At 40.8% G+C, this 19,119-nt stretch carries 20 protein-coding genes and 7 tRNA genes; 9 read left to right on the top strand and 18 right to left on the bottom strand.

Annotated elements, in window-relative coordinates:
* Positions 1-13: 13 nt before the first annotated feature.
* Positions 14-1,039 carry a DUF2804 domain-containing protein gene (locus L0B17_RS06300; protein ID WP_235088419.1) on the bottom strand — a complete coding sequence of 342 codons (1,026 nt, stop codon included), beginning with the start codon at positions 1,037-1,039 and terminating at the stop codon, positions 14-16.
* Between the two features lie 170 nt (positions 1,040-1,209).
* On the opposite strand from L0B17_RS06300, the gene L0B17_RS06295 reads away from it, so the two are divergent.
* From L0B17_RS06295 to L0B17_RS06280, 4 genes are all read left to right on the top strand, one after another.
* The gene (locus L0B17_RS06295; protein WP_235088417.1) at positions 1,210-1,776 is read left to right on the top strand and encodes a YajG family lipoprotein; all 567 of its coding nucleotides are present in this window, start codon (positions 1,210-1,212) and stop codon (positions 1,774-1,776) included.
* A 47-nt stretch (positions 1,777-1,823) separates the two neighbouring features.
* On the top strand, positions 1,824-2,423 hold the full coding sequence (locus L0B17_RS06290; RefSeq protein ID WP_235088415.1) for a peptidylprolyl isomerase: 600 nt from the start codon (positions 1,824-1,826) through the stop codon (positions 2,421-2,423).
* Positions 2,424-2,737: 314 nt separating this feature from the next.
* Complete coding sequence (locus tag L0B17_RS06285; protein WP_235088412.1) at positions 2,738-3,070, top strand: hypothetical protein; 333 nt, start codon at positions 2,738-2,740, stop codon at positions 3,068-3,070.
* A 130-nt stretch (positions 3,071-3,200) separates the two neighbouring features.
* Positions 3,201-4,595, top strand: a complete 1,395-nt coding sequence (locus L0B17_RS06280; RefSeq protein ID WP_235088410.1) for an AmpG family muropeptide MFS transporter — start codon at positions 3,201-3,203, stop codon at positions 4,593-4,595.
* Between the two features lie 57 nt (positions 4,596-4,652).
* Here the strand turns inward: L0B17_RS06280 and L0B17_RS06275 are convergent, their stop codons facing one another.
* Positions 4,653-5,138, bottom strand: a complete 486-nt coding sequence (locus tag L0B17_RS06275) for a YajQ family cyclic di-GMP-binding protein (RefSeq protein ID WP_226413779.1) — start codon at positions 5,136-5,138, stop codon at positions 4,653-4,655.
* Positions 5,139-5,290: 152 nt separating this feature from the next.
* Here L0B17_RS06275 and L0B17_RS06270 point away from each other — a divergent pair, with 152 nt between their 5' ends.
* Together L0B17_RS06270 and L0B17_RS06265 are read left to right on the top strand one after the other, a co-directional pair.
* On the top strand, positions 5,291-5,656 hold the full coding sequence (locus tag L0B17_RS06270; protein WP_235088408.1) for a VanZ family protein: 366 nt from the start codon (positions 5,291-5,293) through the stop codon (positions 5,654-5,656).
* Between the two features lie 16 nt (positions 5,657-5,672).
* Entirely contained in the window at positions 5,673-6,605 is a 933-nt protein-coding gene (locus L0B17_RS06265) for a ketopantoate reductase family protein (protein ID WP_235088407.1), read from the top strand.
* A gap of 59 nt (positions 6,606-6,664) precedes the next feature.
* Here the strand turns inward: L0B17_RS06265 and L0B17_RS06260 are convergent, their stop codons facing one another.
* The 8 genes from L0B17_RS06260 to hemA all read right to left on the bottom strand — a co-directional run bounded on the left by L0B17_RS06260 (position 6,665) and on the right by hemA (position 14,412).
* Positions 6,665-7,537, bottom strand: coding sequence for a DMT family transporter (locus L0B17_RS06260; RefSeq protein ID WP_235089630.1), 873 nt, complete (start codon positions 7,535-7,537; stop codon positions 6,665-6,667).
* Positions 7,538-7,622: 85 nt separating this feature from the next.
* Entirely contained in the window at positions 7,623-8,474 is an 852-nt protein-coding gene (gene kdsA, locus L0B17_RS06255) for a 3-deoxy-8-phosphooctulonate synthase (RefSeq protein ID WP_235088405.1), read from the bottom strand.
* Positions 8,475-8,491: 17 nt separating this feature from the next.
* Complete coding sequence (locus tag L0B17_RS06250) at positions 8,492-9,739, bottom strand: DUF819 family protein (protein WP_235088404.1); 1,248 nt, start codon at positions 9,737-9,739, stop codon at positions 8,492-8,494.
* A 176-nt stretch (positions 9,740-9,915) separates the two neighbouring features.
* Positions 9,916-10,704 carry a transglutaminase family protein gene (locus L0B17_RS06245; RefSeq protein ID WP_235088402.1) on the bottom strand — a complete coding sequence of 263 codons (789 nt, stop codon included), beginning with the start codon at positions 10,702-10,704 and terminating at the stop codon, positions 9,916-9,918.
* 10 nt (positions 10,705-10,714) lie between these two features.
* Positions 10,715-11,110 carry a SirB2 family protein gene (locus L0B17_RS06240; protein ID WP_235088401.1) on the bottom strand — a complete coding sequence of 132 codons (396 nt, stop codon included), beginning with the start codon at positions 11,108-11,110 and terminating at the stop codon, positions 10,715-10,717.
* A gap of 87 nt (positions 11,111-11,197) precedes the next feature.
* Entirely contained in the window at positions 11,198-12,052 is an 855-nt protein-coding gene (prmC, locus tag L0B17_RS06235; protein ID WP_235088399.1) for a peptide chain release factor N(5)-glutamine methyltransferase, read from the bottom strand.
* Positions 12,053-12,061: 9 nt separating this feature from the next.
* Positions 12,062-13,147, bottom strand: coding sequence for a peptide chain release factor 1 (prfA, locus tag L0B17_RS06230; protein WP_235088398.1), 1,086 nt, complete (start codon positions 13,145-13,147; stop codon positions 12,062-12,064).
* A 14-nt stretch (positions 13,148-13,161) separates the two neighbouring features.
* A complete protein-coding gene (gene hemA, locus L0B17_RS06225; RefSeq protein ID WP_235088396.1) occupies positions 13,162-14,412 on the bottom strand; it encodes a glutamyl-tRNA reductase in 1,251 nt (416 codons plus the stop codon).
* A 211-nt stretch (positions 14,413-14,623) separates the two neighbouring features.
* Here hemA and lolB point away from each other — a divergent pair, with 211 nt between their 5' ends.
* From lolB to L0B17_RS06210, 3 genes are all read left to right on the top strand, one after another.
* Complete coding sequence (gene lolB / locus L0B17_RS06220) at positions 14,624-15,229, top strand: lipoprotein insertase outer membrane protein LolB (RefSeq protein ID WP_235088394.1); 606 nt, start codon at positions 14,624-14,626, stop codon at positions 15,227-15,229.
* Between the two features lie 25 nt (positions 15,230-15,254).
* A complete protein-coding gene (gene ispE, locus L0B17_RS06215) occupies positions 15,255-16,115 on the top strand; it encodes a 4-(cytidine 5'-diphospho)-2-C-methyl-D-erythritol kinase (RefSeq protein WP_235088392.1) in 861 nt (286 codons plus the stop codon).
* 86 nt (positions 16,116-16,201) lie between these two features.
* The gene (locus L0B17_RS06210; protein ID WP_226415846.1) at positions 16,202-17,149 is read left to right on the top strand and encodes a ribose-phosphate pyrophosphokinase; all 948 of its coding nucleotides are present in this window, start codon (positions 16,202-16,204) and stop codon (positions 17,147-17,149) included.
* A 367-nt stretch (positions 17,150-17,516) separates the two neighbouring features.
* Here the strand turns inward: L0B17_RS06210 and L0B17_RS06205 are convergent, their stop codons facing one another.
* The 8 genes from L0B17_RS06205 to L0B17_RS06170 all read right to left on the bottom strand — a co-directional run bounded on the left by L0B17_RS06205 (position 17,517) and on the right by L0B17_RS06170 (position 19,047).
* Positions 17,517-17,810 carry a YkgJ family cysteine cluster protein gene (locus L0B17_RS06205; RefSeq protein ID WP_235088390.1) on the bottom strand — a complete coding sequence of 98 codons (294 nt, stop codon included), beginning with the start codon at positions 17,808-17,810 and terminating at the stop codon, positions 17,517-17,519.
* Between the two features lie 395 nt (positions 17,811-18,205).
* Positions 18,206-18,280: transfer RNA gene (locus tag L0B17_RS06200), tRNA-Gln, on the bottom strand.
* Between the two features lie 40 nt (positions 18,281-18,320).
* A tRNA-Leu gene (locus L0B17_RS06195) sits at positions 18,321-18,405 on the bottom strand.
* Between the two features lie 88 nt (positions 18,406-18,493).
* Positions 18,494-18,570, bottom strand: a tRNA-Met gene (locus L0B17_RS06190).
* A gap of 21 nt (positions 18,571-18,591) precedes the next feature.
* Positions 18,592-18,666, bottom strand: a tRNA-Gln gene (locus L0B17_RS06185).
* Positions 18,667-18,718: 52 nt separating this feature from the next.
* Positions 18,719-18,793 (bottom strand) — tRNA-Gln (locus L0B17_RS06180).
* A gap of 48 nt (positions 18,794-18,841) precedes the next feature.
* Positions 18,842-18,926 (bottom strand) — tRNA-Leu (locus tag L0B17_RS06175).
* 44 nt (positions 18,927-18,970) lie between these two features.
* A tRNA-Met gene (locus tag L0B17_RS06170) sits at positions 18,971-19,047 on the bottom strand.
* Positions 19,048-19,119 lie beyond the last annotated feature (72 nt).

Here is a 19,119-nt window from a genome sequence, read left to right as displayed (position 1 = left end):
TACCCGCAAGCCATTACCATTTTGCAAAATGGTCTTCCGCTAACCCTAATTGATTATGTAAGTGATATTTGATGCCATCATTATCAATCAATATACCGCTGTAATAACCTATATATTGACGAAAATTATTCTTTATAAAACCAAGATTCAGTTTCTCTTTACGGCAATTTAGCGCCCTAAAAGTCAAATCGACTTGGCCATCATTAGTCGATATCTGCCAAAAGTCATCACTAATCTGACGGTTGAAAATAAAGTTAGCAGCACCTAGAAAGTGACGTTGACCATTTACCCACATGACATTTTCAGTATTGCCGGTTTCATTAACACCTGCGGCCAAATTTAATCCTATGGCTCCTTGGGAAGTTAACGCATTGATGGAAGCCCAGCGCCATGCGGTTTTTGCCCGCATATAACCCGCTGAAAAATCATAACTGGCTAAAGCATTGAGCAATGGCTGCGGCTCATTGAAAATAGTTAACTCACCAGACACCGCTAAGGCATTATGTTTCTGGGTATAGGTCCAGCCATTATAACCAGTCGGGGTGGATAAACTGAGGGGTAAACTTAATGCTGGAGGCGACAAAGTAAGCTTGGCTTGAATATTCGTTAATAGAATATTAACCTGCCACTGACCGTCTTTAATCACAAACTCAAAATGATGCAACTTACTACCAATTTTGGCCGTTCCCTGACAAGCAGATGCACTTAATGTGCACCCCAACCCAAACGGTCTTAACCATTCAGATTGCACTAAACGGTTGGCTTTAATATCATATAAATAACAGAAACTTGAAGCGGCATAACGAATATCAGCAATGGCCAAACCTAAAATATAACGCTGAGTGACAATGCTGACAAATTGGAATTGTTTAAAATCAAAATGCTTTGCTACAAACGAGGCGGGCTTATCCATTTCATTAAAGTACTTAAAAGCTTTTACATTTAAGTTTTCAACACTTCCATCAAATAGACCAAAAACCGGTTGCCCATCATGACCAATTAAACTTTCAGGGGCAAATTGCGGCTGAACAAGCTGCATACTAGGTCCATATTATTTAACATTATTATGACTGTTAACTTGACCTGATAAAATAAAATTGTCAACCAAGATAAATCATTTACCCAACACGTTGCCGATCATGTTAAAACCCACATTTTCTGTTATCCTTTAGTGATAATCTATCAACACAATGATTTTTAAGCATCATCATGAAAAAAACAATTCCTGCTTTATTAAGTATTTTGTTATTAACTGCTTGTGCTAGTCATGAGCCTACTCATATTGCATTAAACCCAGCTCTTGGAGCCGTTAGTTTACATACAACGAATGATACTGCGATCAGCATTGATATGCTTGATACCCGCTCAAAAAGCTTTATTGTTCAACTCGACCAAGCCCCTCAAGCCCCTAGATTAGTCAGCTCTAGTGAACCTATTAGAGCACAGCTTGACGCCATTTTTAGAGATGGGATGCGTAAGGCGGGTTATGTTGTCGATCCTGCAGCCAGTAAGCAGGTCGAGTTTCAACTAGAATATTTACTCACGAATGTCATCAATAACACCTTAAATTACGAAGCAAAAACACGTTTGGTAATGAATGTTAAAGCGTCAAATTCACGCCAAGAGTTTACGAAAAGCTTCAGTGGCAACGGTTATTTTAAAGACTCATTCAGTCCTGATTTCGCCACATTAGAACTGGAAATGAACAAACTAATTGATAAATTAACCACTGAAATACTTAATGATGATGAGTTACACCAATTTTTAAATAACTAAAAAAACTAAAGTTGACAGATTAATTAGTGAAAAAAGAAGGACTATTCATGTTTGCTAAATTTCGTTCAGTTACCGCTGCAGTGTCTATATTACTATTCACAACCTTTAGCGCCCTGGCTGCAGTCGATATTCAACCCGATACGCTTTATCCCAAAGTCACCTTAGAAACCTCTATGGGTAACATAGTCGTTGAACTCGACCGAACTCGGGCACCAAAAACAGTGGATAACTTTTTAACTTATGTTGTAAAAGGTGAATATGACAACACCTTATTTCATCGTGTCATTGCGGAGTTTGTTGTTCAAGGCGGTGGCATCAACTCCGCATTAGAAGAGCTACCATCAATGGCATCTGTGGTGAACGAGTCAGGCAACGGTCTATCCAATGGCTTAGGCACTATCGCCATGGCGCGCGATAACGATCCGCACTCAGCCAATAGTCAGTTTTACTTCAATGTCGCTGACAACAAAAAACTCGATCCGTCTAAACGTCGCTGGGGTTATGCTGTATTTGGTGAGGTTATTGAAGGAATGGATGTGCTCGAAGCCATTTCACTGGTGCCAACAGAACAAAATACCACCCTGAATTGGCCAGATGTGCCAGTAAATAAAGTCATTTTAAAAAAAGCGACATTACAAACTCGTTAGTTTAATTCCTTAAATTGTAGATTATCGGCTTTCTGCCAAAATCCTGATAGACACTACAACATAGTTTTGATGACGCGTTTTTGTCTAAAAGCGCGCTATCGACCCAATCAATTCATAGATTAATTTTATTTATCTAAATAAACAGGTGAAAGCTAAGTCACTTACTGCAACATATTAAAATAAAACATAAATAATCTATAATTTAACAAACATTAATTCTGTAGTGCTTTGCTATCGTTTTAGCGTTTTACGTCTATACTCTAAAACATACTTCAAATGCTGTTTCTTTATGCATTCATTTTCAAGGACGTTTTATGACAGCTAACGATTTTATTGAGACCAAAGCCCCTCAGCTAGCATACTATGGTAAAGCTTTCTTAAGTAACCAACTCGAATACAAAGAAATTCAACTCTATATGTGGGATGTACTCGAAGAGTGGCAACATTTAACAGAAGTCACACCGGCTGTGGAATGTCCACAAACGGATACAGAGAAAGTCTTTTGGCATCTATTGCACTGCTTTGATAAATGGCCTGATTGGGCATTACGTGGTGATCAGTTCTTGCGCAGTCAAGTCAATGAGTGCTGTGATTATATTAATATTGGTGGTCGCTTGCCTCAAAGCTGTATTGGGGTTCGCCCTTAACTCTTAGTTCAACATTTACCGTTATTTTTAGCAACCGAGCCATTGATTTAAGCTAATTTAATAATCAATGGCTTGAACCATTTCAGTCCAGCCCGTAAGCTAGCCCCATCGCCTCATTAATCCAGCATCCATGTCAGATATATTAAATCGTTGTCGTGACCTTTTTTCCGTTTATTATCATAAACGAGTACTGATCCTCTTATTTCTCGGGTTCTCCGCCGGCTTACCTTTAATGCTGGTATTTTCAACCTTGAGTTTTTGGTTAAGAGAAGCTGGTGTTGACAGGGCAGCTATAGGCTATTTTAGCTGGATAGCACTTACCTATGCTTTTAAATGGGCATGGTCGCCCTTAGTTGATCGATTATCTTTACCCCTATTTACCACTTTTTTTGGCCGCCGTAGAGGCTGGATGATCTTCGCTCAGTTATGTTTAATTGGCGCTATTATTGGTATGTCGACAAGCGACCCTATTGAAGACCTTGAACGTTTGGCGATATGTGCCCTGCTATTGGCTTTTGCCTCTGCCACACAAGATATTGTTATTGATGCATTTAGAATTGAATCAGCACCAGAGAAAATGCAAGCCGCATTAGCCGCCGCTTATCAAATTGGTTATCGCAGCGCCATGATTGTCTCTACAGCTGGAGCATTAACCATTGCCGCTTGGGTGTCACCAGATAGTCAAGGCTACAGCCTTGAATCTTGGCAAACAGCTTACTTTATAATGGCTTTAATGATGAGCGTAGGACTTATCACTGCATTATTTGCCAAAGAACCCATGGTCGATACCAAAGAAGCCGATGAAAAAGAGCGTCTGTTACAGCAACATTTTGCCAAGCGTTATCCCAATAGTGTAGCTAAAGCTTTTGCCTGGATATATAGCGCAAGTGTGTTGCCTTTTAGTGACTTTTTCAAACGATATGGCAAAACAGCCATTCTAATTTTACTGCTGATTTCTTGTTATCGAATTTCCGACATAGTGATGGGCGTAATGGCCAACGTATTTTATGTCGATATGGGATTTAGCAAGGAAGAAATTGCTTTTTTAAGCAAGGTTTATGGCTTAATTATGACCCTAGTCGGCGCCGGTGCAGGCGGCATTCTAGTGATGAAGTACGGCACTATGCGGATTCTATTTTTAGGTGCATTATTAGTGGCTGTGACTAACTTATTGTTTGCTTGGCAGGCCTATATTGGTTACAACGTATCATTTTTAACCTTCGCGATTTCAATCGATAACTTCAGTGCCGGTATCGCTACCGCGGCCTTTATTGCCTATCTGTCAAACTTAACTAGCAGCGGTTATAGCGCGACCCAATATGCATTACTGTCTTCGATTATGATCCTATTCCCCAAATTTATTGCTGGATTTTCAGGTGAGTATGTCAATGCTTTTGGCTACGTTAACTTTTTCATTGCCGCGAGTCTTATTGGTTTTCCGGTATTGCTGTTAATCGCGTTACTTAATAGGGCAAATACTCGCCAAGCGATAGAAGCTGAAAAAACACAAAATGACGGGAGTTGATCCAAAAGCAGCAATAAAAAAACCGACATTCATGTCGGTTTTTTTATTACGACAGAATTAGTCTCTGAAGTTATTAAACTGAAAAGGCTGGCCAAGTTCAGACTCTCTAGCTAGACGCATAACAGCTTGTAAATCATCGCGCTTTTTACCGGTAATACGCACTGAATCACCTTGAATAGCCGCTTGTACTTTAAGCTTGCTGTCTTTGATGGCTTTAACCAGTTTTTTAGCCACTAATGAATCTATCCCCTGTTTAAAGTTTACTTTTAAACTAAAGGTTTTACCGCTGTGAACTGATTTATCGTCAACTTCCATTGATGAAGGGTCAACATTTCGTTTACTCAGCTGCATCCGTAATATATCAACCAGCTGCTTACAGATAAAATCATCTTCTGATTTTAAGGTAACGACATTGTCTTTCAAATCAATATCAATCTCTTTTCCACGCAAGTCAAAACGTCCTGATACTTCACGGCGAGAGTTTTCTACCGCATTACGTAGTTCTTCTTCGTCAACTTCTGACACGATATCCATTGATGGCATGGGGATCCTTTAATAAAGCTTGAGGTATTTAGACTATTTTAACGCAAAATATTCAGTTTTGGCGATATAACAGTGGAATATAGATGACTTTAATCGGTAGTTTTCTTATCATGGGGCAAATTTAGATAAGCCTCAAGGCAGATGTAATACTTGTGATCAATTATCGAAATGCTTTTAAACTGGCACTATTAATAGCTGTGGTAGTAACAAGCTACTTAGTATTTTCTAAGCCGAACTATTCACAGTCTTTTCAACATATGGACAAAGTCGGCCATTTAGGCAGTTTTTTTGGTCTCGCTTTTCTTGCCCACTATGCCTTTAAACCGAAATGGTATTACTTGTTTGGCATATTAGCCAGCTATGCGGTATTAATTGAATTAGTTCAATCAAGGCTTCCTTACCGAAGCGCATCAATAGGCGACGTGATTGCTGACTTTGTCGGTATTGCTTTGTTCTATTTGTTTCATTTCAGCTTTCTACAATATAAGAAACTGAAAGATAAAGGCGCTAAACCTTAATTAACGAGTACTTGAGATGACAACACAAAAAATTGGCGTGATAGGTGCTGGTGCTATCGGCCAATTAATGTTTAATTTGCTATCAAGCCAGATTAACTCACAAGCTGATGCAAAGGTTTATTTAATCGCTCGCGAGTTAAGCTCGGATTCGCAGACACTTCAATTTACCGATCTTGCCCACTCAAGCCATAATCACACAATAACCTTACTTGGCCAAGATAGCCCAGAAGTCGCTGAGCTAGATCTGGTTATTATTTGCGTAAAAGCCTATCAAGTCGATGAGCTGATCTGCCATTTCTTACCTAGACTTGCCAACCACTGTCATATTATTCTGCTCCATAATGGTATGGGACCACATTTAAATGTCGCTAAGCATCTTTTAAATTACCCTAAAATGGGCCTTAGTTTAGCAACAACCTCACATGGGGCTTTAAAACATGCGCAATGGCAGGTAACTCATACAGGTAGTGGCCAAACAACTGTAGGACATTACACAGGGCATCAATTAGCTGACTCGCTTAAAGACAGCTTAACGCAAGCAATACCTAAACTGACATGGCACGCCGATATCATTACCGCATTATGGCAAAAATTAATTATAAATTGCGCGATTAACCCACTTACGGCTATTTTTGAATGCAAAAATGGCCAATTGGCACAGGATAGTTTTGCTGAGCACATAAACATTATCGTGGCAGAGTGTTGTGAGGTAGCCAAAGCTGATGGTATATCGTTATCGCTAGCGGCTAGCCTAGAAATGGTATACAAAGTCATAAACTTAACCGCTAACAACATCTCATCTATGTATCAAGACATTCTCCAGCTGCGAAAAACTGAAATAGATTATATCAGTGGTTACGTGGTTGAACGTGCTGCACAGCATCAGATTGCCGTGCCCGCTAACGTTAATAATCAGCAACGCATTAAAGCCCTAGAGATTTATCGCTAACATCGCAAATGCCTTGCACCTAAACAAGCCGCATAATAAGTAGGATAAACATAACCAGGTTAGCTCCACATAACCAAAACGGCAGCGATAGCGATTAATAATAATCCTAACATGTCATTTATTTTGACCTTTTGTTTAAGCCAAAAACTGGCAATGAGCATCATAAAAAACACTTCAATTTGGCCTAATGTTTTAACATAGGGCACCGCCTGTAAAGACATCGCCGTAAACCAACCAATTGAGCCTATACAGCTGGTAACACTAATCAGTAGGGTTAGCTTAGGCCGCTTGAATAAATCGATTAAGGTTGCCTTATCATAGGTCAGCAAGTAACCCACTAACAAGACTGTCTGTAAGCTAATAACGGCCAATAGTACCCAAGCTGCCGCGTGGGGGAATGGCGCATCAAGCTGTAAGCTCGCCTCTCTTACCCAAAGTGAAGTTAATGCAAATGCACTACCACAGGCTAGCCCAAGTAAAACGGTTTTTATCGACAGTTGTTTAAAGCCTTGCTTAGCACTTAACAGCATGATGGCAATACCGCCAACCATGACCCCGAGCCAACCTAATAAACTCAGCTGAGTACCGAAAAAAAACACCCCCAGTATTGCTGCAACTAACGCTTCACTCTTTGCTAATCCTGCTCCAACGGCAAAGTTTTGCATTTTAAATAACTTGACCATTAGCCCTGTGGCCAATATTTGCATCAAGGATGCCCCGATAACAAATTGGATGAAATCTAGATTAAAATCAGGAATATGTGTAGGTTGCCATTGATACAAACTCAATAAGTAAACACCCGCGATAGGTCCTGCCCAAATAAATCGCGCTAGCGTAACACCGGCAATGTTAACGTCTTGACTTAACTGACTTTGAAAAGCATTGCGCCACGCTTGCATAAATGCAGCTAGGACAGTAAAAGCGATCCACATGCGTGTTTTCTCCATAAAACGTTGTATAAAAGCCAATTAAACAGCCATAAAAAAGCCCTGATAATCAGGGCTTTCTCTATATAAACTATTTACTGGTATCTATATATTCAAACGATTTGACTAGGTCATCTACCGCTTTGATTTGTTTCAAATAGTTTTCTAATTGATGCAATGGTAAAGCACAAGGACCGTCACACATGGCGTTATCAGGATCTGGATGAGCTTCAATAAATAAACCGGCAATGCCTAATGCCATACCACTTCTGGCTAGTTCAGTTGCTTGTGCACGGCGTCCACCGGCTGAATCACTGCGCCCACCAGGGCGTTGTAAAGCATGGGTAGCATCAAAAATAACGGGGTAGCCAGATTGCTTCATCTCATCCATGCCAAGCATATCAACTACTAGGTTGTTATAACCAAAACAGCTACCGCGCTCACACAATAGGATGTTGTCATTACCCGCTTCATTAAACTTCTTAACAATATGACGCATTTCATGCGGCGCAAGAAACTGCGGTTTTTTCACATTAATGATAGCGCCGGTTTTTGCCATTGCGACAACTAAGTCAGTTTGGCGGGCTAAGAATGCAGGTAGCTGAATCACATCAACCACTTCAGCCACTGGCTTACATTGGTAGATTTCATGTACATCAGTAATAATTGGCACCTTAAAGGTTTTTTTAATTTCTTCAAAAATCTTCAAGCCTTCTTCCATACCCGGACCGCGATATGAATGCACTGATGAACGGTTTGCTTTATCAAAAGAAGCTTTAAATACGTAAGGAATCCCCAACTTTTGAGTTACTTCCACATAATGTTCAGCTATCGACATCGCTAAATCACGCGATTCAAGTACATTCATGCCACCAAATAAAACAAATGGTTTGTCGTTGGCAACTTGAGTGCCATTAGCTAATTCAATGATTTTTTGATTCATTTGCCCTTCTTAACGCTTTACGCGCCAATAATTTGTAAAAACTGACCACATAGCCACGCCATGTAAGTACCTAATGCATAACCTAATACTGCTAATAAAACACCTACAGGAGCCAGTGCAGGGTGAAATGCTGCTGCAACCACAGGAGCAGAAGCTGCACCGCCAACGTTTGCTTGACTGCCCACCGCCATATAAAACAACGGTGCTTTAATTAATTTAGCCACTAAAAGCATAAAGCCTGCATGAATTAACATCCAAACAATGCCCACTAAAAAGTAAATAGGGGTATCCATAATTTTAGTGACATCCATGTGTAAACCAATGGTTGCCACTAAGATGTATAAAAATGCTGTTGCTACTTTCGATGCGCCCGCGGCTTCTAAATGCCTAACAGGGCTAAATGACATCGCTAGACCAATCGTGGTCACAATAACCACTAACCAGAAAAACTTAGAAGTTAAGCTGTAATCTGCTGTCCAAGGATAATTAGTTTCAAAAAATGGCCCAAGAAAATCTGCGGCCAAATGCGCAAAACCGGTAATACCAAAACCCACAGCCACAATCATCATCAAATCGCGTTGACTAGGAATACGAGCGTTTTCAGCTTGATATTTCTCTACCTTAGCTTTTAAAACTTCAATGGCACGGGTGTCGGCACCGGTTCTGGCATCGATTTCTTTGGCTTTAGAGGCCATAAATAATAACACTGCCATCCAAATGTTCGCGACGATAACATCCACGGTTACCATTACCGAAAAGATCTCGCCGCCAACACTATAAATCTCTTTCATTGCAGCCTGGTTTGCACCGCCACCAATCCAGCTACCGGCTAAGGTTGTCATACCACGCCAAACCGCATCAGGGCCATTGTTGCCGATCAGCGTTGGGTCAATAAATGACACCAGTAATAACGCAATCGGCCCACCGATAACAATACCCACAGTGCCGGTTAAAAACATGATCACGGCTTTAGGACCTAGCCCTAAAATCGCTTTTAAATCGACACTTAAAATGAGTAAAACCAAACACGCCGGTAATAAATAACGTGATGCAACATAATACAATTGAGAGGTATGACCATCGACTACCCCAAATGTATTCAGTAATGAAGGCAAGAAGTAGCACAATAAAAGCGCAGGAATAAATTTATAAAATTTTTGCCAAAATGGATGTGGCGAAGAGCTGGTGTAGAACACGAATCCAAGAATAACGGCTAGTAAACCCAGCGCGGTGGCATCATTTGTGACCATTGCCGACGTTGTCATGCAGTTTTCTCCCTTGCAAATGAGTATAGAAAGCGAAAATCGCTTATGGTTATTTTATTGTTTTTATTTGTTTATAATCGTTTTTATTTATGACTGTTTAACGGACGTGGTAGATCAATATTTAACGTTTGTTTTTTGCTATATATCAATCACCAGGCTCAGGTGAGCCTGATATATTAATGATATATTTGTGAATGCTGACTTAGCTCTTTTAACTGCATCTTAACCAACTCAATCACAGGGTCGTGTGGGCTATTATCAATAAAGTGCTGTAAGTCAGACATAGCCACTTTAATGCAACCTAGTTGCTGCGCAATAAAAGCACGTTCACGATTTAAGTGCACATCATCAGGATGCCATTGCAACAGTAAATTACAACATTCCATTGCCTGTTCAAATTTTTGGCTAACAATGCAACCCGCTTTTAACTCATGCAGCATACGGCTGATTAAACGCTTCAAAGATACCGGCTTTATATGGCTTGGTTTTAACTTAGCCGCATTGCCTAGCTCACCTCGAACTAAAGAATGCAATTGATGCCGGCTTAACTCTTTACCCGTTAATGAATCAAAATAACGGATTTTATCATTCAATAAGATACGTAATACCGTTTGACCAGGTAATAATACCGCCTCAAGCGGTAAATCCAATTGCTTAGCTAACAACACGAGTAATGTCGCCAAAGTAGTACTATTTCCCTGGCGTTTTAATACGCAATAACAAAGATCAGCCGCCTCCACGCTGAAATAATCTTCGCGTGCTTGAAAGCCTAAATCATTATAAAACCAGTTAAGTAATCTTTGTAGTCGCACCTCTTGGTCAACAACATAATGACTCAATACTGAGCCTGCTATTTCATACCAAGCCCATAAAGCGGGCTGTGCACGAGAAAAACCTAAATGTTCCGATAGTTCAAATGCAGTTTCAGGAATAGAAACTGCATCATCAAGTTGAAGTTTTGCCATTAAAAATCAATTAACCCATTAATACGACTTGTTTAAAATGAGCCAGCTTGGCCGCTAACACTAACCAACCGATTGCCCCTAGGAAGGCGAAAAACTTAAACAGTTTATTGCGGCTTGATTTAAGTGCCATGATCCCTAATACAATGTATGCCACTACACAGATGATTTTTTCTGTCATCCAAGGATCCACAAATGGATATTGGTTGATCATAAAACACAGTGTAATACCTGATGCTAATAAAAAAGTATCAATGACATGAGGCGCCACTTTAAGGAGTTTTCGGTCCATAAGCGGTGATTGGCGCAGGTGCAATACAAAACGCAATACAAAAAACGAGACGCTTAACGCAATAAACATTAAATGAGTATGTTTTACCGCCGGATATAAACTGTAAAATGTTTCCATTATTTGTGGTTCTCAGTTGGGCATAAATAAAATAGCGGCTAGTCTACTCGATAAACTAACCGCTTTCCAATAGCATCAATATAATGACTACTCTGTCCATGTCCCTATGGTACAACGATCGTTACTGCCAAAATCTCGTACTGTGGCGACATCTTTATAGCCTAAATCGATCATTTTCTCTCTTACTGTAATAGCTTGTTGATAGCCATGCTCAAGTAATAAAAAACCACCAGGCAATAAGTGCTCACGCGCCTTATCTGCAATATGATAAATATCTGCATAACCTTCATCAGCTGCTGTCAATGCACTTTGTGGCTCAAATCTAACATCGCCAATACTTAAGTGTTCATCTTGTTCAGCGATATATGGAGGGTTAGAGACAATCAAATCAAAATCACGATCTTTTACCGCACTAAACCAATCTGATTGCAGTATTTCAACGTGTTCAAGCTGTAAGTTTGCTCGATTCGCTTTAGCTAGGGCTACCGCCTCAGGCACCTTATCTATTGCAGTGATCCGCCATTTAGGTCTTTCGTGAGCAATAGCTAAAGCAATAGCGCCTGTTCCAGTGCCTAAATCCAATACCCTAGCGTTAAATCGGATATCCAAATTTAATGCGGTTTCAACTAATATTTCAGTATCTGGACGTGGGATAAGGGTCGAATCATTAACAATAAAAGGCAATGACCAAAACTCTCGCTCACCAATAATATGCGCCACAGGCATACCTTGCTTGCGCTTTTTAACCATCTGTTGAAAGTTCTTAAACTGCTCAACAGTGAGTGTTCGCTCCGGCCAGGTATATAAAAAACTACGTGTTTTATTGAGGCAATGAATAAGCAAAGCCTCTGCATCTACATGGGCAGAGTCAGAGGTTGAAGCCAACTGTGAAAAAGCCCATTGCTGAGCTTCAACTATGGTTGAATACGATGACTGGGGCAAGGCTGCTCCTTAATCGCCTGATAAGGCGGCAAGTAAATCTGCTTGGTGTTCTAGCATAATAGGATCAAGTAATGCATTTAAATCACCTTCCATTATTTCACCTAAACGATAAAGCGTTAGGTTGATACGATGATCACTGACTCGCCCTTGTGGATAATTATAGGTACGAATACGTTCAGAGCGATCACCACTTGCCACTAGACTACGGCGAGTCGTTTCTTCTTCGCTACGACGTTTTTCATCTTCAACCGCTTGAATACGTGCAGCCAAAACGCTCATCGCTTGGGCACGGTTTTTGTGCTGTGAGCGTTGGTCCTGACATTCAACAATAATTCCGCTGGGAATATGGGTAATTCGAATAGCCGAGTCGGTTTTGTTAACGTGCTGACCACCTGCGCCAGATGCGCGGAAAGTATCCACTTTTAAATCGGCAGGGTTAATTGAAATGGCTTCCGCTTCAGGTACTTCATGCATAACTACCACAGTACAAGCTGAGGTGTGCACCTGGCCTTGGGATTCAGTTTCAGGCACACGTTGTACGCGGTGTCCGCCGGATTCATATTTCAACTTACCGTAAACGCTTTCACCACTGACTTTAACAATAATCTCTTTAAAGCCACCATGTTCGCCTTCATTGACGTTCATGATTTCCATCTGCCAGCGGTTCGCCTCGGCAAAACGACTGTACATACGGTATAAGTCACCGGCAAAAATAGCCGCTTCATCACCGCCCGCACCAGCACGAATCTCCATAAACGCATTGGTATCATCATTGGGATCTTTAGGCAGTAATAGAATTTGAAGTTCATCTTCTAAACGAGCTAATTCAATTTTAGCCGCTTTCATTTCTTCCTGTGCCATTTCACGCATTTCTGCATCGTCTTCTTCAAGCATTTCTTTCGCTGACGCTAGATCGCCTTGTGCCTGTTGAAATTCTTTAAACCCTTTGACGACATCTTCAAGTTGAGAATATTCTTTTGATAATGCGCGAAAGCGCTCTTGATTGGCAATCACACCAGGATCTGATAATAATGCCAATACTTCTTCATTTCGCTCAAGCAAGCCTTCAAGCTTGCGGATAACGGATTGTTTCATTTAGCTCGCTAACCTTAATTTTTATCGAGTCCGAGCGCTATTCTTAATTGTCCTAACGTATTCAAATCGCCCTGACGGCTTGCGACCGTTAATGCTTGTGTGGGGGCATGAATAAGGCGATTGGTTAGTCTATTTGCTAATTCCAATAACACTTGCTCGCCATCGCCACCTTGAGCTAATTTGTTCAAGGCACGTTCGACTAATTCATCTTTAATTGCCACACTTTGGCTGCGATACTCACGAATACTGTCAACAGACTCTAAAGAACGTACCCATTCCATAAAAATATGAGATTGTTCTTCAGTTATTAATTCAGCTTGTTCGGCTGCTTCCATACGGGAAGCCATGTTCTGTTCAATGATACTATGTAAATCGTCCACAGTATAAAGGAAAGCGTCGTCTAACTCACCGACTTCCGCTTCAATATCTCTTGGCACTGCAATATCAACGAGCAACATAGGTTGATGACGACGTTGTTTTAATGCTTTTTCGACCATTCCTTTACCTAAAATAGGTAAAGGACTCGCGGTAGAGGATATCACGATATCGGCGTTAGCAAGATAATCCGGAATTTGTTGCAAGGTAATCGCAGTCGCGTTGAACTCTTCGCACATGGCTTGCGCACGCTCAATGGTGCGATTGGCGACAACAATTGATTCAACATTATTGTCTTTTAAATGTTTGGCAACCAGTTCAATGGTTTCTCCGGCGCCAATAAGCAACACTTTAGTGCGACTTAAACTGGAAAAAATATGCTTCGCCATACTCACAGCAGCAAAAGCAACTGATACCGCGGCGGCGCCTATTTCGGTGTCGGTGCGCACTTTTTTGGCGACTGAAAAAGTATTTTGAAATAAACGGTCGATGGTTATCGCTGTGGTACCGGCCTCTTTAGCTTTTACAAAGGCTTGTTTTACCTGACCTAGAATTTGTGGTTCGCCCAATACCAATGAATCAAGCCCTGACGAAACTCTCATCAAGTGCTTGACCGCTACTTGATCGCGATAGGCATAGATGCAGGGCATTAAGTCTTCATGCTTTAAATCATGATAGTCCTGTAACCATTCGATGATGTCCGCTTCATTGCCATTATTACAATAAAGTTCAGTTCGATTACAGGTAGACACAATCACAGCTTCGCCTGTGGTGGTGCGACCTGCCAAACTTTTCATCGCATCATGTATTTTATCTGGCGAAAAAGCGACTTTTTCACGTAGATCTACAGTGGCGGTTTTATGGTTTATCCCGATTACTACTAGGCTCATCTGACTCGTTCTAAGTTTTTCTCGGTATCGTTAATTAGGCTATTCTACTGAATCAGGCTAATTAAAAACACTGTAGGGTTAACAAAACCGAATATATGTCTAATTTTTCTTTCAAATAACCGATTAATAAACCTTAATCACAAAAGCATTTTTACAACAATGCCAATGCCCAGTATTATAACGGAATCAATTCTTAGTAAACGAGTTACTTTTGCAACGTTTTTTTAAAATTCATTATTTGGTTATTACTGCATCCATACTTTTTTTGAATGCTTGTACCTCATTACCTACCCAAGAGTATCAGCCTATTGAAGTGGCTCATACCCAAGAAGCTGATAATTGGGAATTACAGGGTAAAATTGCTTTTAAGTCATCAACAGATAAGTTTAGTACTAACTTATATTGGTTTCATCACATAAAAGGCAATGAATTACGCCTAACCACTCCGCTGGGGACCAATGTGCTCACCCTAAAAAATGGTCAGGGTGTTGCTACATTAGAAGTAGACGGAAAAACCTATCATGACAATAACCCGCAAGCATTATTAGAAGGTGTAAGTGGGATCACCATTCCATTTGCTGACATACCGTTATGGCTTACAGGGCAAATTGGCAGCAATGATAAAATTATCAGCTATAATGCTACAGGTCAGGTCCAACAATTTATCAGCCCTGATAATGAAGCCGATTGGCAAGTCAGTTTTATGAGTTGGCAACAACAAAGTGGGGTTTTGGTCCCTAAACAGGTAAAAATTGTCCGTAAAGATGTACAAATAAAGATCCAAACCAATTTATGGCAGGCATTGACGCCAAAATAAACGCCACTAATATTAGGATAATAAATTGAAGCCAAATCACCCAATCTCTCACAGCTGGCCTGCTCCCGCTAAGTTAAATTTATTTTTACATATTACTGGCCAACGTGAAGATGGTTATCATGAGCTGCAAACCTTGTTTCAATTTATTGATCATTGTGATTACCTCGACTTTCATGTCACAGAAACACCAGAGTTCTTTCTTCATTCGAATATCTCTGATTCTGTCCCCGACAGCGATAACTTAATTCTTAAGGCTGCAAAGTCTTTAAAGGAATATACTCATTATCATGGCGGCGCGCATATTTGGTTAGACAAATTACTCCCTATGGGCGGTGGTTTAGGTGGTGGCTCATCTGATGCAGCAACAACCTTAGTCGCGTTAAATGCGCTATGGGAAACTAATCTACCACTGAGTAAATTAGCCGAGATTGGATTAGCGCTAGGAGCTGATGTTCCGGTATTTATTAATGGCTTAGCAGCATTTGCTGAGGGGGTGGGTGAACAATTGCAGACGGTATATCCTGCTGAAAAGTGGTACTTGGTTATCACTCCTGATGTGCACGTTTGCACTCGTAGTGTATTCCAACACCCTGACTTACCCCGTAACACAGCTAAGTTACAGCTGGACACATTAATGTCCAACAAATGGAGCAATGATTGCCAAAATTTGGTGATCGAACAACACCCCGAAGTTGCCAATGCCTTAAGCTGGCTGGTAGAATATGCGCCGTCGAGAATGACCGGAACAGGCGCATGTGTGTTTGGGGAATTCGAGCATTCGCAACAAGCTCTTGATGTCTTAGCTCAACTTCCAGCTAGCATGAAAGGTTTTGTTGCAAAAGGGCTCAATACTTCACCGCTACTCATGCGTTTAGGTGAGCTCTAACAATATTCTTCTGAGTCAATTTTGAGTGCTAACACATAAAATTGATTTAGCCACTAATTTCAATGCAAACACCTGAGGTTCATAAAGTGCCCGACATTAAGCTCTTTGCTGGTAACGCTACCCCAAATCTAGCCATCAAGATTGCAGATCGTTTATTTTGCAAACTTGGCGACGCAGTTGTAGGCCGTTTCAGCGACGGTGAAATCAGTGTTCAAATTAACGAAAATGTACGTGGTGCGGATGTATTTATCATTCAATCTACTTGTGCTCCAACCAACGATAACTTAATGGAATTAATCGTTATGGTTGACGCACTACGTCGTGCTTCTGCAGGCCGTATCACCGCAGTAATTCCTTACTTTGGTTATGCGCGCCAAGACCGTCGTGTTCGCAGTGCTCGTGTCCCTATTACCGCTAAAGTAGTAGCAGACTTTTTATCAAGTGTGGGTGTAGATCGCGTATTAACCTGCGACTTACACGCTGAACAAATACAAGGTTTCTTCGATGTGCCTGTAGATAACGTATTTGGTAGCCCAGTGTTACTAGAAGATATGTTAGCGAAGAAATTAGATAACCCTGTGGTTGTTTCTCCTGACATTGGTGGTGTAGTGCGTGCCCGTGCTGTTGCTAAATTACTGGATGATTCTGATCTAGCTATTATCGACAAACGCCGTCCACAAGCCAACGTTGCACAAGTTATGCATATTATTGGTGATGTTCAAGGTCGTGACTGTATTATTGTTGACGATATGATCGACACCGGTGGCACCCTATGTAAAGCAGCTGAAGCATTAAAAGAACATGGCGCTAATCGCGTGTTTGCTTATGCTACTCACCCTGTTTTTTCAGGTAATGCCGCAGAAAACATTGCCAATTCTGTCATTGATGAAGTGATTGTAACTGACACTGTGCCGCTAAGTGCAGAAATGCTCAAGGTCGCTAAAGTGACTCAATTAACTATGTCTGCAGTACTCGCTGAAGCAATCCGTCGTGTAAGCAACGAAGAGTCTATCTCTGCGATGTTTCGCCACTAGACCATAAAAGACTACCGCTAACGATACTGTGACCTTGCTAAGGCTTGGTAGAAGGTAAAAATTAGTTTGTTGCTTCTTTTAGCTAAATGCCGTTTGTATCACTACAAACGGCATTTTTGTATCCATCATTTTTGTGCCAATAAATATCACTCCCCAATACTAGGGCCAGTTGATCTTTTCTGGTTGAATTTTGTTCGAGTTAAAAACATTTTAATTGAGATGAATGGATTGATGCCTAGTCATCTAAGCAACTCTTTATTCACAAAGATACATTCAACAAAGAGTAAAACGTTTTTAGCCAATTCCTTCGGGCAGCGTTTGTTGGTCGTTTTTACTGCGTTATCGGCTTTTTATGTAGAATAAAGCATTAGCCATTAAGCTGTTTTCGCTCAGTTAAACATTCAAACGAGCCAGTTTCAAATTCTCGACAGATCCACGGACGGTTTTCATAAATGGTACACATGAATGTGTCACGATCTAATGCAGAACACCAACCATCATTTAAGCGCTTCATGGTTTCACCGCCCCACTTATCGAAAGCAATATGTTTTTTAGGCACGCCTGTGTCTGAAATGATCATCACTTCTAATCGGCAGCAACAAGCTTGGCAGTTTGAACAACTGACCTCTTGGATAGTGATATCTTTTATTTCAATATTCATCAATATTCTGAGTGTTCCGAGAAGTAATATTACATGATAGCAATAACAATTTAGCTTATCTAGACGGGGTTACATTATACCAACCTTATTATAAAGTGGCCTTTTTAGCCTACGCTGTTAAGCCTAGTTCAATGATAATGACTGTAGGCGTGTCATCGCATATACATCAAGGACATTTACTGCTGTAGTAGGTTTGTATGCCGCCTAGAAGCGTAGATTACAATGCTGATAGGTAGTAATGTAATTTGAATGGTGAGGAGGATGATAAAAAATATAAAACGTCTTATATCTAAGTCAGTTTAGCTGATATGCGCTTTCAACTATTACTTATAACAGCGATTTACAATTATAAAACTAAAACGCAAAAACCTGTCATAAAGACAGGTTTTCAAATATGGCTGGGGTACCAGGATTCGAACCTGGGGATGCCGAGATCAAAACCTGGTGCCTTACCACTTGGCGATACCCCAATTATTTTTTACAGCGAAGGAATTACTTTTGACAATTTGATGGTACGGGAAGAGAGACTTGAACTCTCACACCTTGCGGCACCAGAACCTAAATCTGGCGTGTCTACCAATTTCACCATTCCCGCATCAAACTTTTACGAGTATACCCTAATTCATATTAGAGTAAACCTTTGAAAACTAACTAGCTTGGTCTAACCATTCCACATAGAAATATGGTAGCAATGGCGGGACTTGAACCTGCGACCCCAGCATTATGAATGCTGTGCTCTAACCAGCTGAGCTACATTGCCACATTTTTTATTTCTAAAAAATGGCTGGGGTACCAGGATTCGAACCTGGGGATGCCGAGATCAAAACCCGGTGCCTTACCACTTGGCGATACCCCAATAATCTGTTTAAGACTATGGTCAAACTAAAATCAATATACTTACAATAAAATGGCTGGGGTACCAGGATTCGAACCTGGGGATGCCGAGATCAAAACCTGGTGCCTTACCACTTGGCGATACCCCAACTGAAACACTTTTGAAAAACCCGCATTAAGCCAGCCTTTCTAATAAATGGTACGGGAAGAGAGACTTGAACTCTCACACCTTGCGGCACCAGAACCTAAATCTGGCGTGTCTACCAATTTCACCATTCCCGCACAACTGTTCATGTTTTACATCTTGAACTCACTAAAAGTGAAGATGGTAGCAATAGCGGGACTTGAACCTGCGACCCCAGCATTATGAATGCTGTGCTCTAACCAGCTGAGCTATATTGCCACTACATTTTTCATTGTCCTCTTAGCGAGGAACGGGGCGTATTATGCTTATTCAAGGTATCGAGGTCAACTG

The sequence above is a fragment of the Shewanella sp. OMA3-2 genome, assembly GCF_021513195.1.
Classification (GTDB): domain Bacteria; phylum Pseudomonadota; class Gammaproteobacteria; order Enterobacterales; family Shewanellaceae; genus Shewanella.
The sequence above is the reverse complement of the archived record's forward strand: the minus strand, read 5'-3'. Positions and strand labels throughout refer to the sequence as shown.

What these genes read in the sequence shown, in the direction of transcription:
- L0B17_RS06295 (WP_235088417.1), top strand. Translation starts at nt 1,210, where the DNA reads ATGAAAAAAACAATTCCTGCTTTATTAAGTATTTTGTTATTAACTGCT.
- L0B17_RS06275 (WP_226413779.1), bottom strand. Translation starts at nt 5,138, where the DNA reads ATGCCATCAATGGATATCGTGTCAGAAGTTGACGAAGAAGAACTACGT.
- L0B17_RS06245 (WP_235088402.1), bottom strand. Translation starts at nt 10,704, where the DNA reads ATGGCAAAACTTCAACTTGATGATGCAGTTTCTATTCCTGAAACTGCA.
- L0B17_RS06205 (WP_235088390.1), bottom strand. Translation starts at nt 17,810, where the DNA reads ATGAATATTGAAATAAAAGATATCACTATCCAAGAGGTCAGTTGTTCA.
- L0B17_RS06285 (WP_235088412.1), top strand. Translation starts at nt 2,738, where the DNA reads ATGACAGCTAACGATTTTATTGAGACCAAAGCCCCTCAGCTAGCATAC.
- hemA (WP_235088396.1), bottom strand. Translation starts at nt 14,412, where the DNA reads ATGAGCCTAGTAGTAATCGGGATAAACCATAAAACCGCCACTGTAGAT.
- L0B17_RS06250 (WP_235088404.1), bottom strand. Translation starts at nt 9,739, where the DNA reads ATGACAACGTCGGCAATGGTCACAAATGATGCCACCGCGCTGGGTTTA.
- L0B17_RS06265 (WP_235088407.1), top strand. Translation starts at nt 5,673, where the DNA reads ATGACAACACAAAAAATTGGCGTGATAGGTGCTGGTGCTATCGGCCAA.
- L0B17_RS06290 (WP_235088415.1), top strand. Translation starts at nt 1,824, where the DNA reads ATGTTTGCTAAATTTCGTTCAGTTACCGCTGCAGTGTCTATATTACTA.
- L0B17_RS06260 (WP_235089630.1), bottom strand. Translation starts at nt 7,537, where the DNA reads ATGTGGATCGCTTTTACTGTCCTAGCTGCATTTATGCAAGCGTGGCGC.
- L0B17_RS06240 (WP_235088401.1), bottom strand. Translation starts at nt 11,110, where the DNA reads ATGGAAACATTTTACAGTTTATATCCGGCGGTAAAACATACTCATTTA.
- prfA (WP_235088398.1), bottom strand. Translation starts at nt 13,147, where the DNA reads ATGAAACAATCCGTTATCCGCAAGCTTGAAGGCTTGCTTGAGCGAAAT.
- kdsA (WP_235088405.1), bottom strand. Translation starts at nt 8,474, where the DNA reads ATGAATCAAAAAATCATTGAATTAGCTAATGGCACTCAAGTTGCCAAC.
- L0B17_RS06300 (WP_235088419.1), bottom strand. Translation starts at nt 1,039, where the DNA reads ATGCAGCTTGTTCAGCCGCAATTTGCCCCTGAAAGTTTAATTGGTCAT.
- L0B17_RS06280 (WP_235088410.1), top strand. Translation starts at nt 3,201, where the DNA reads ATGTCAGATATATTAAATCGTTGTCGTGACCTTTTTTCCGTTTATTAT.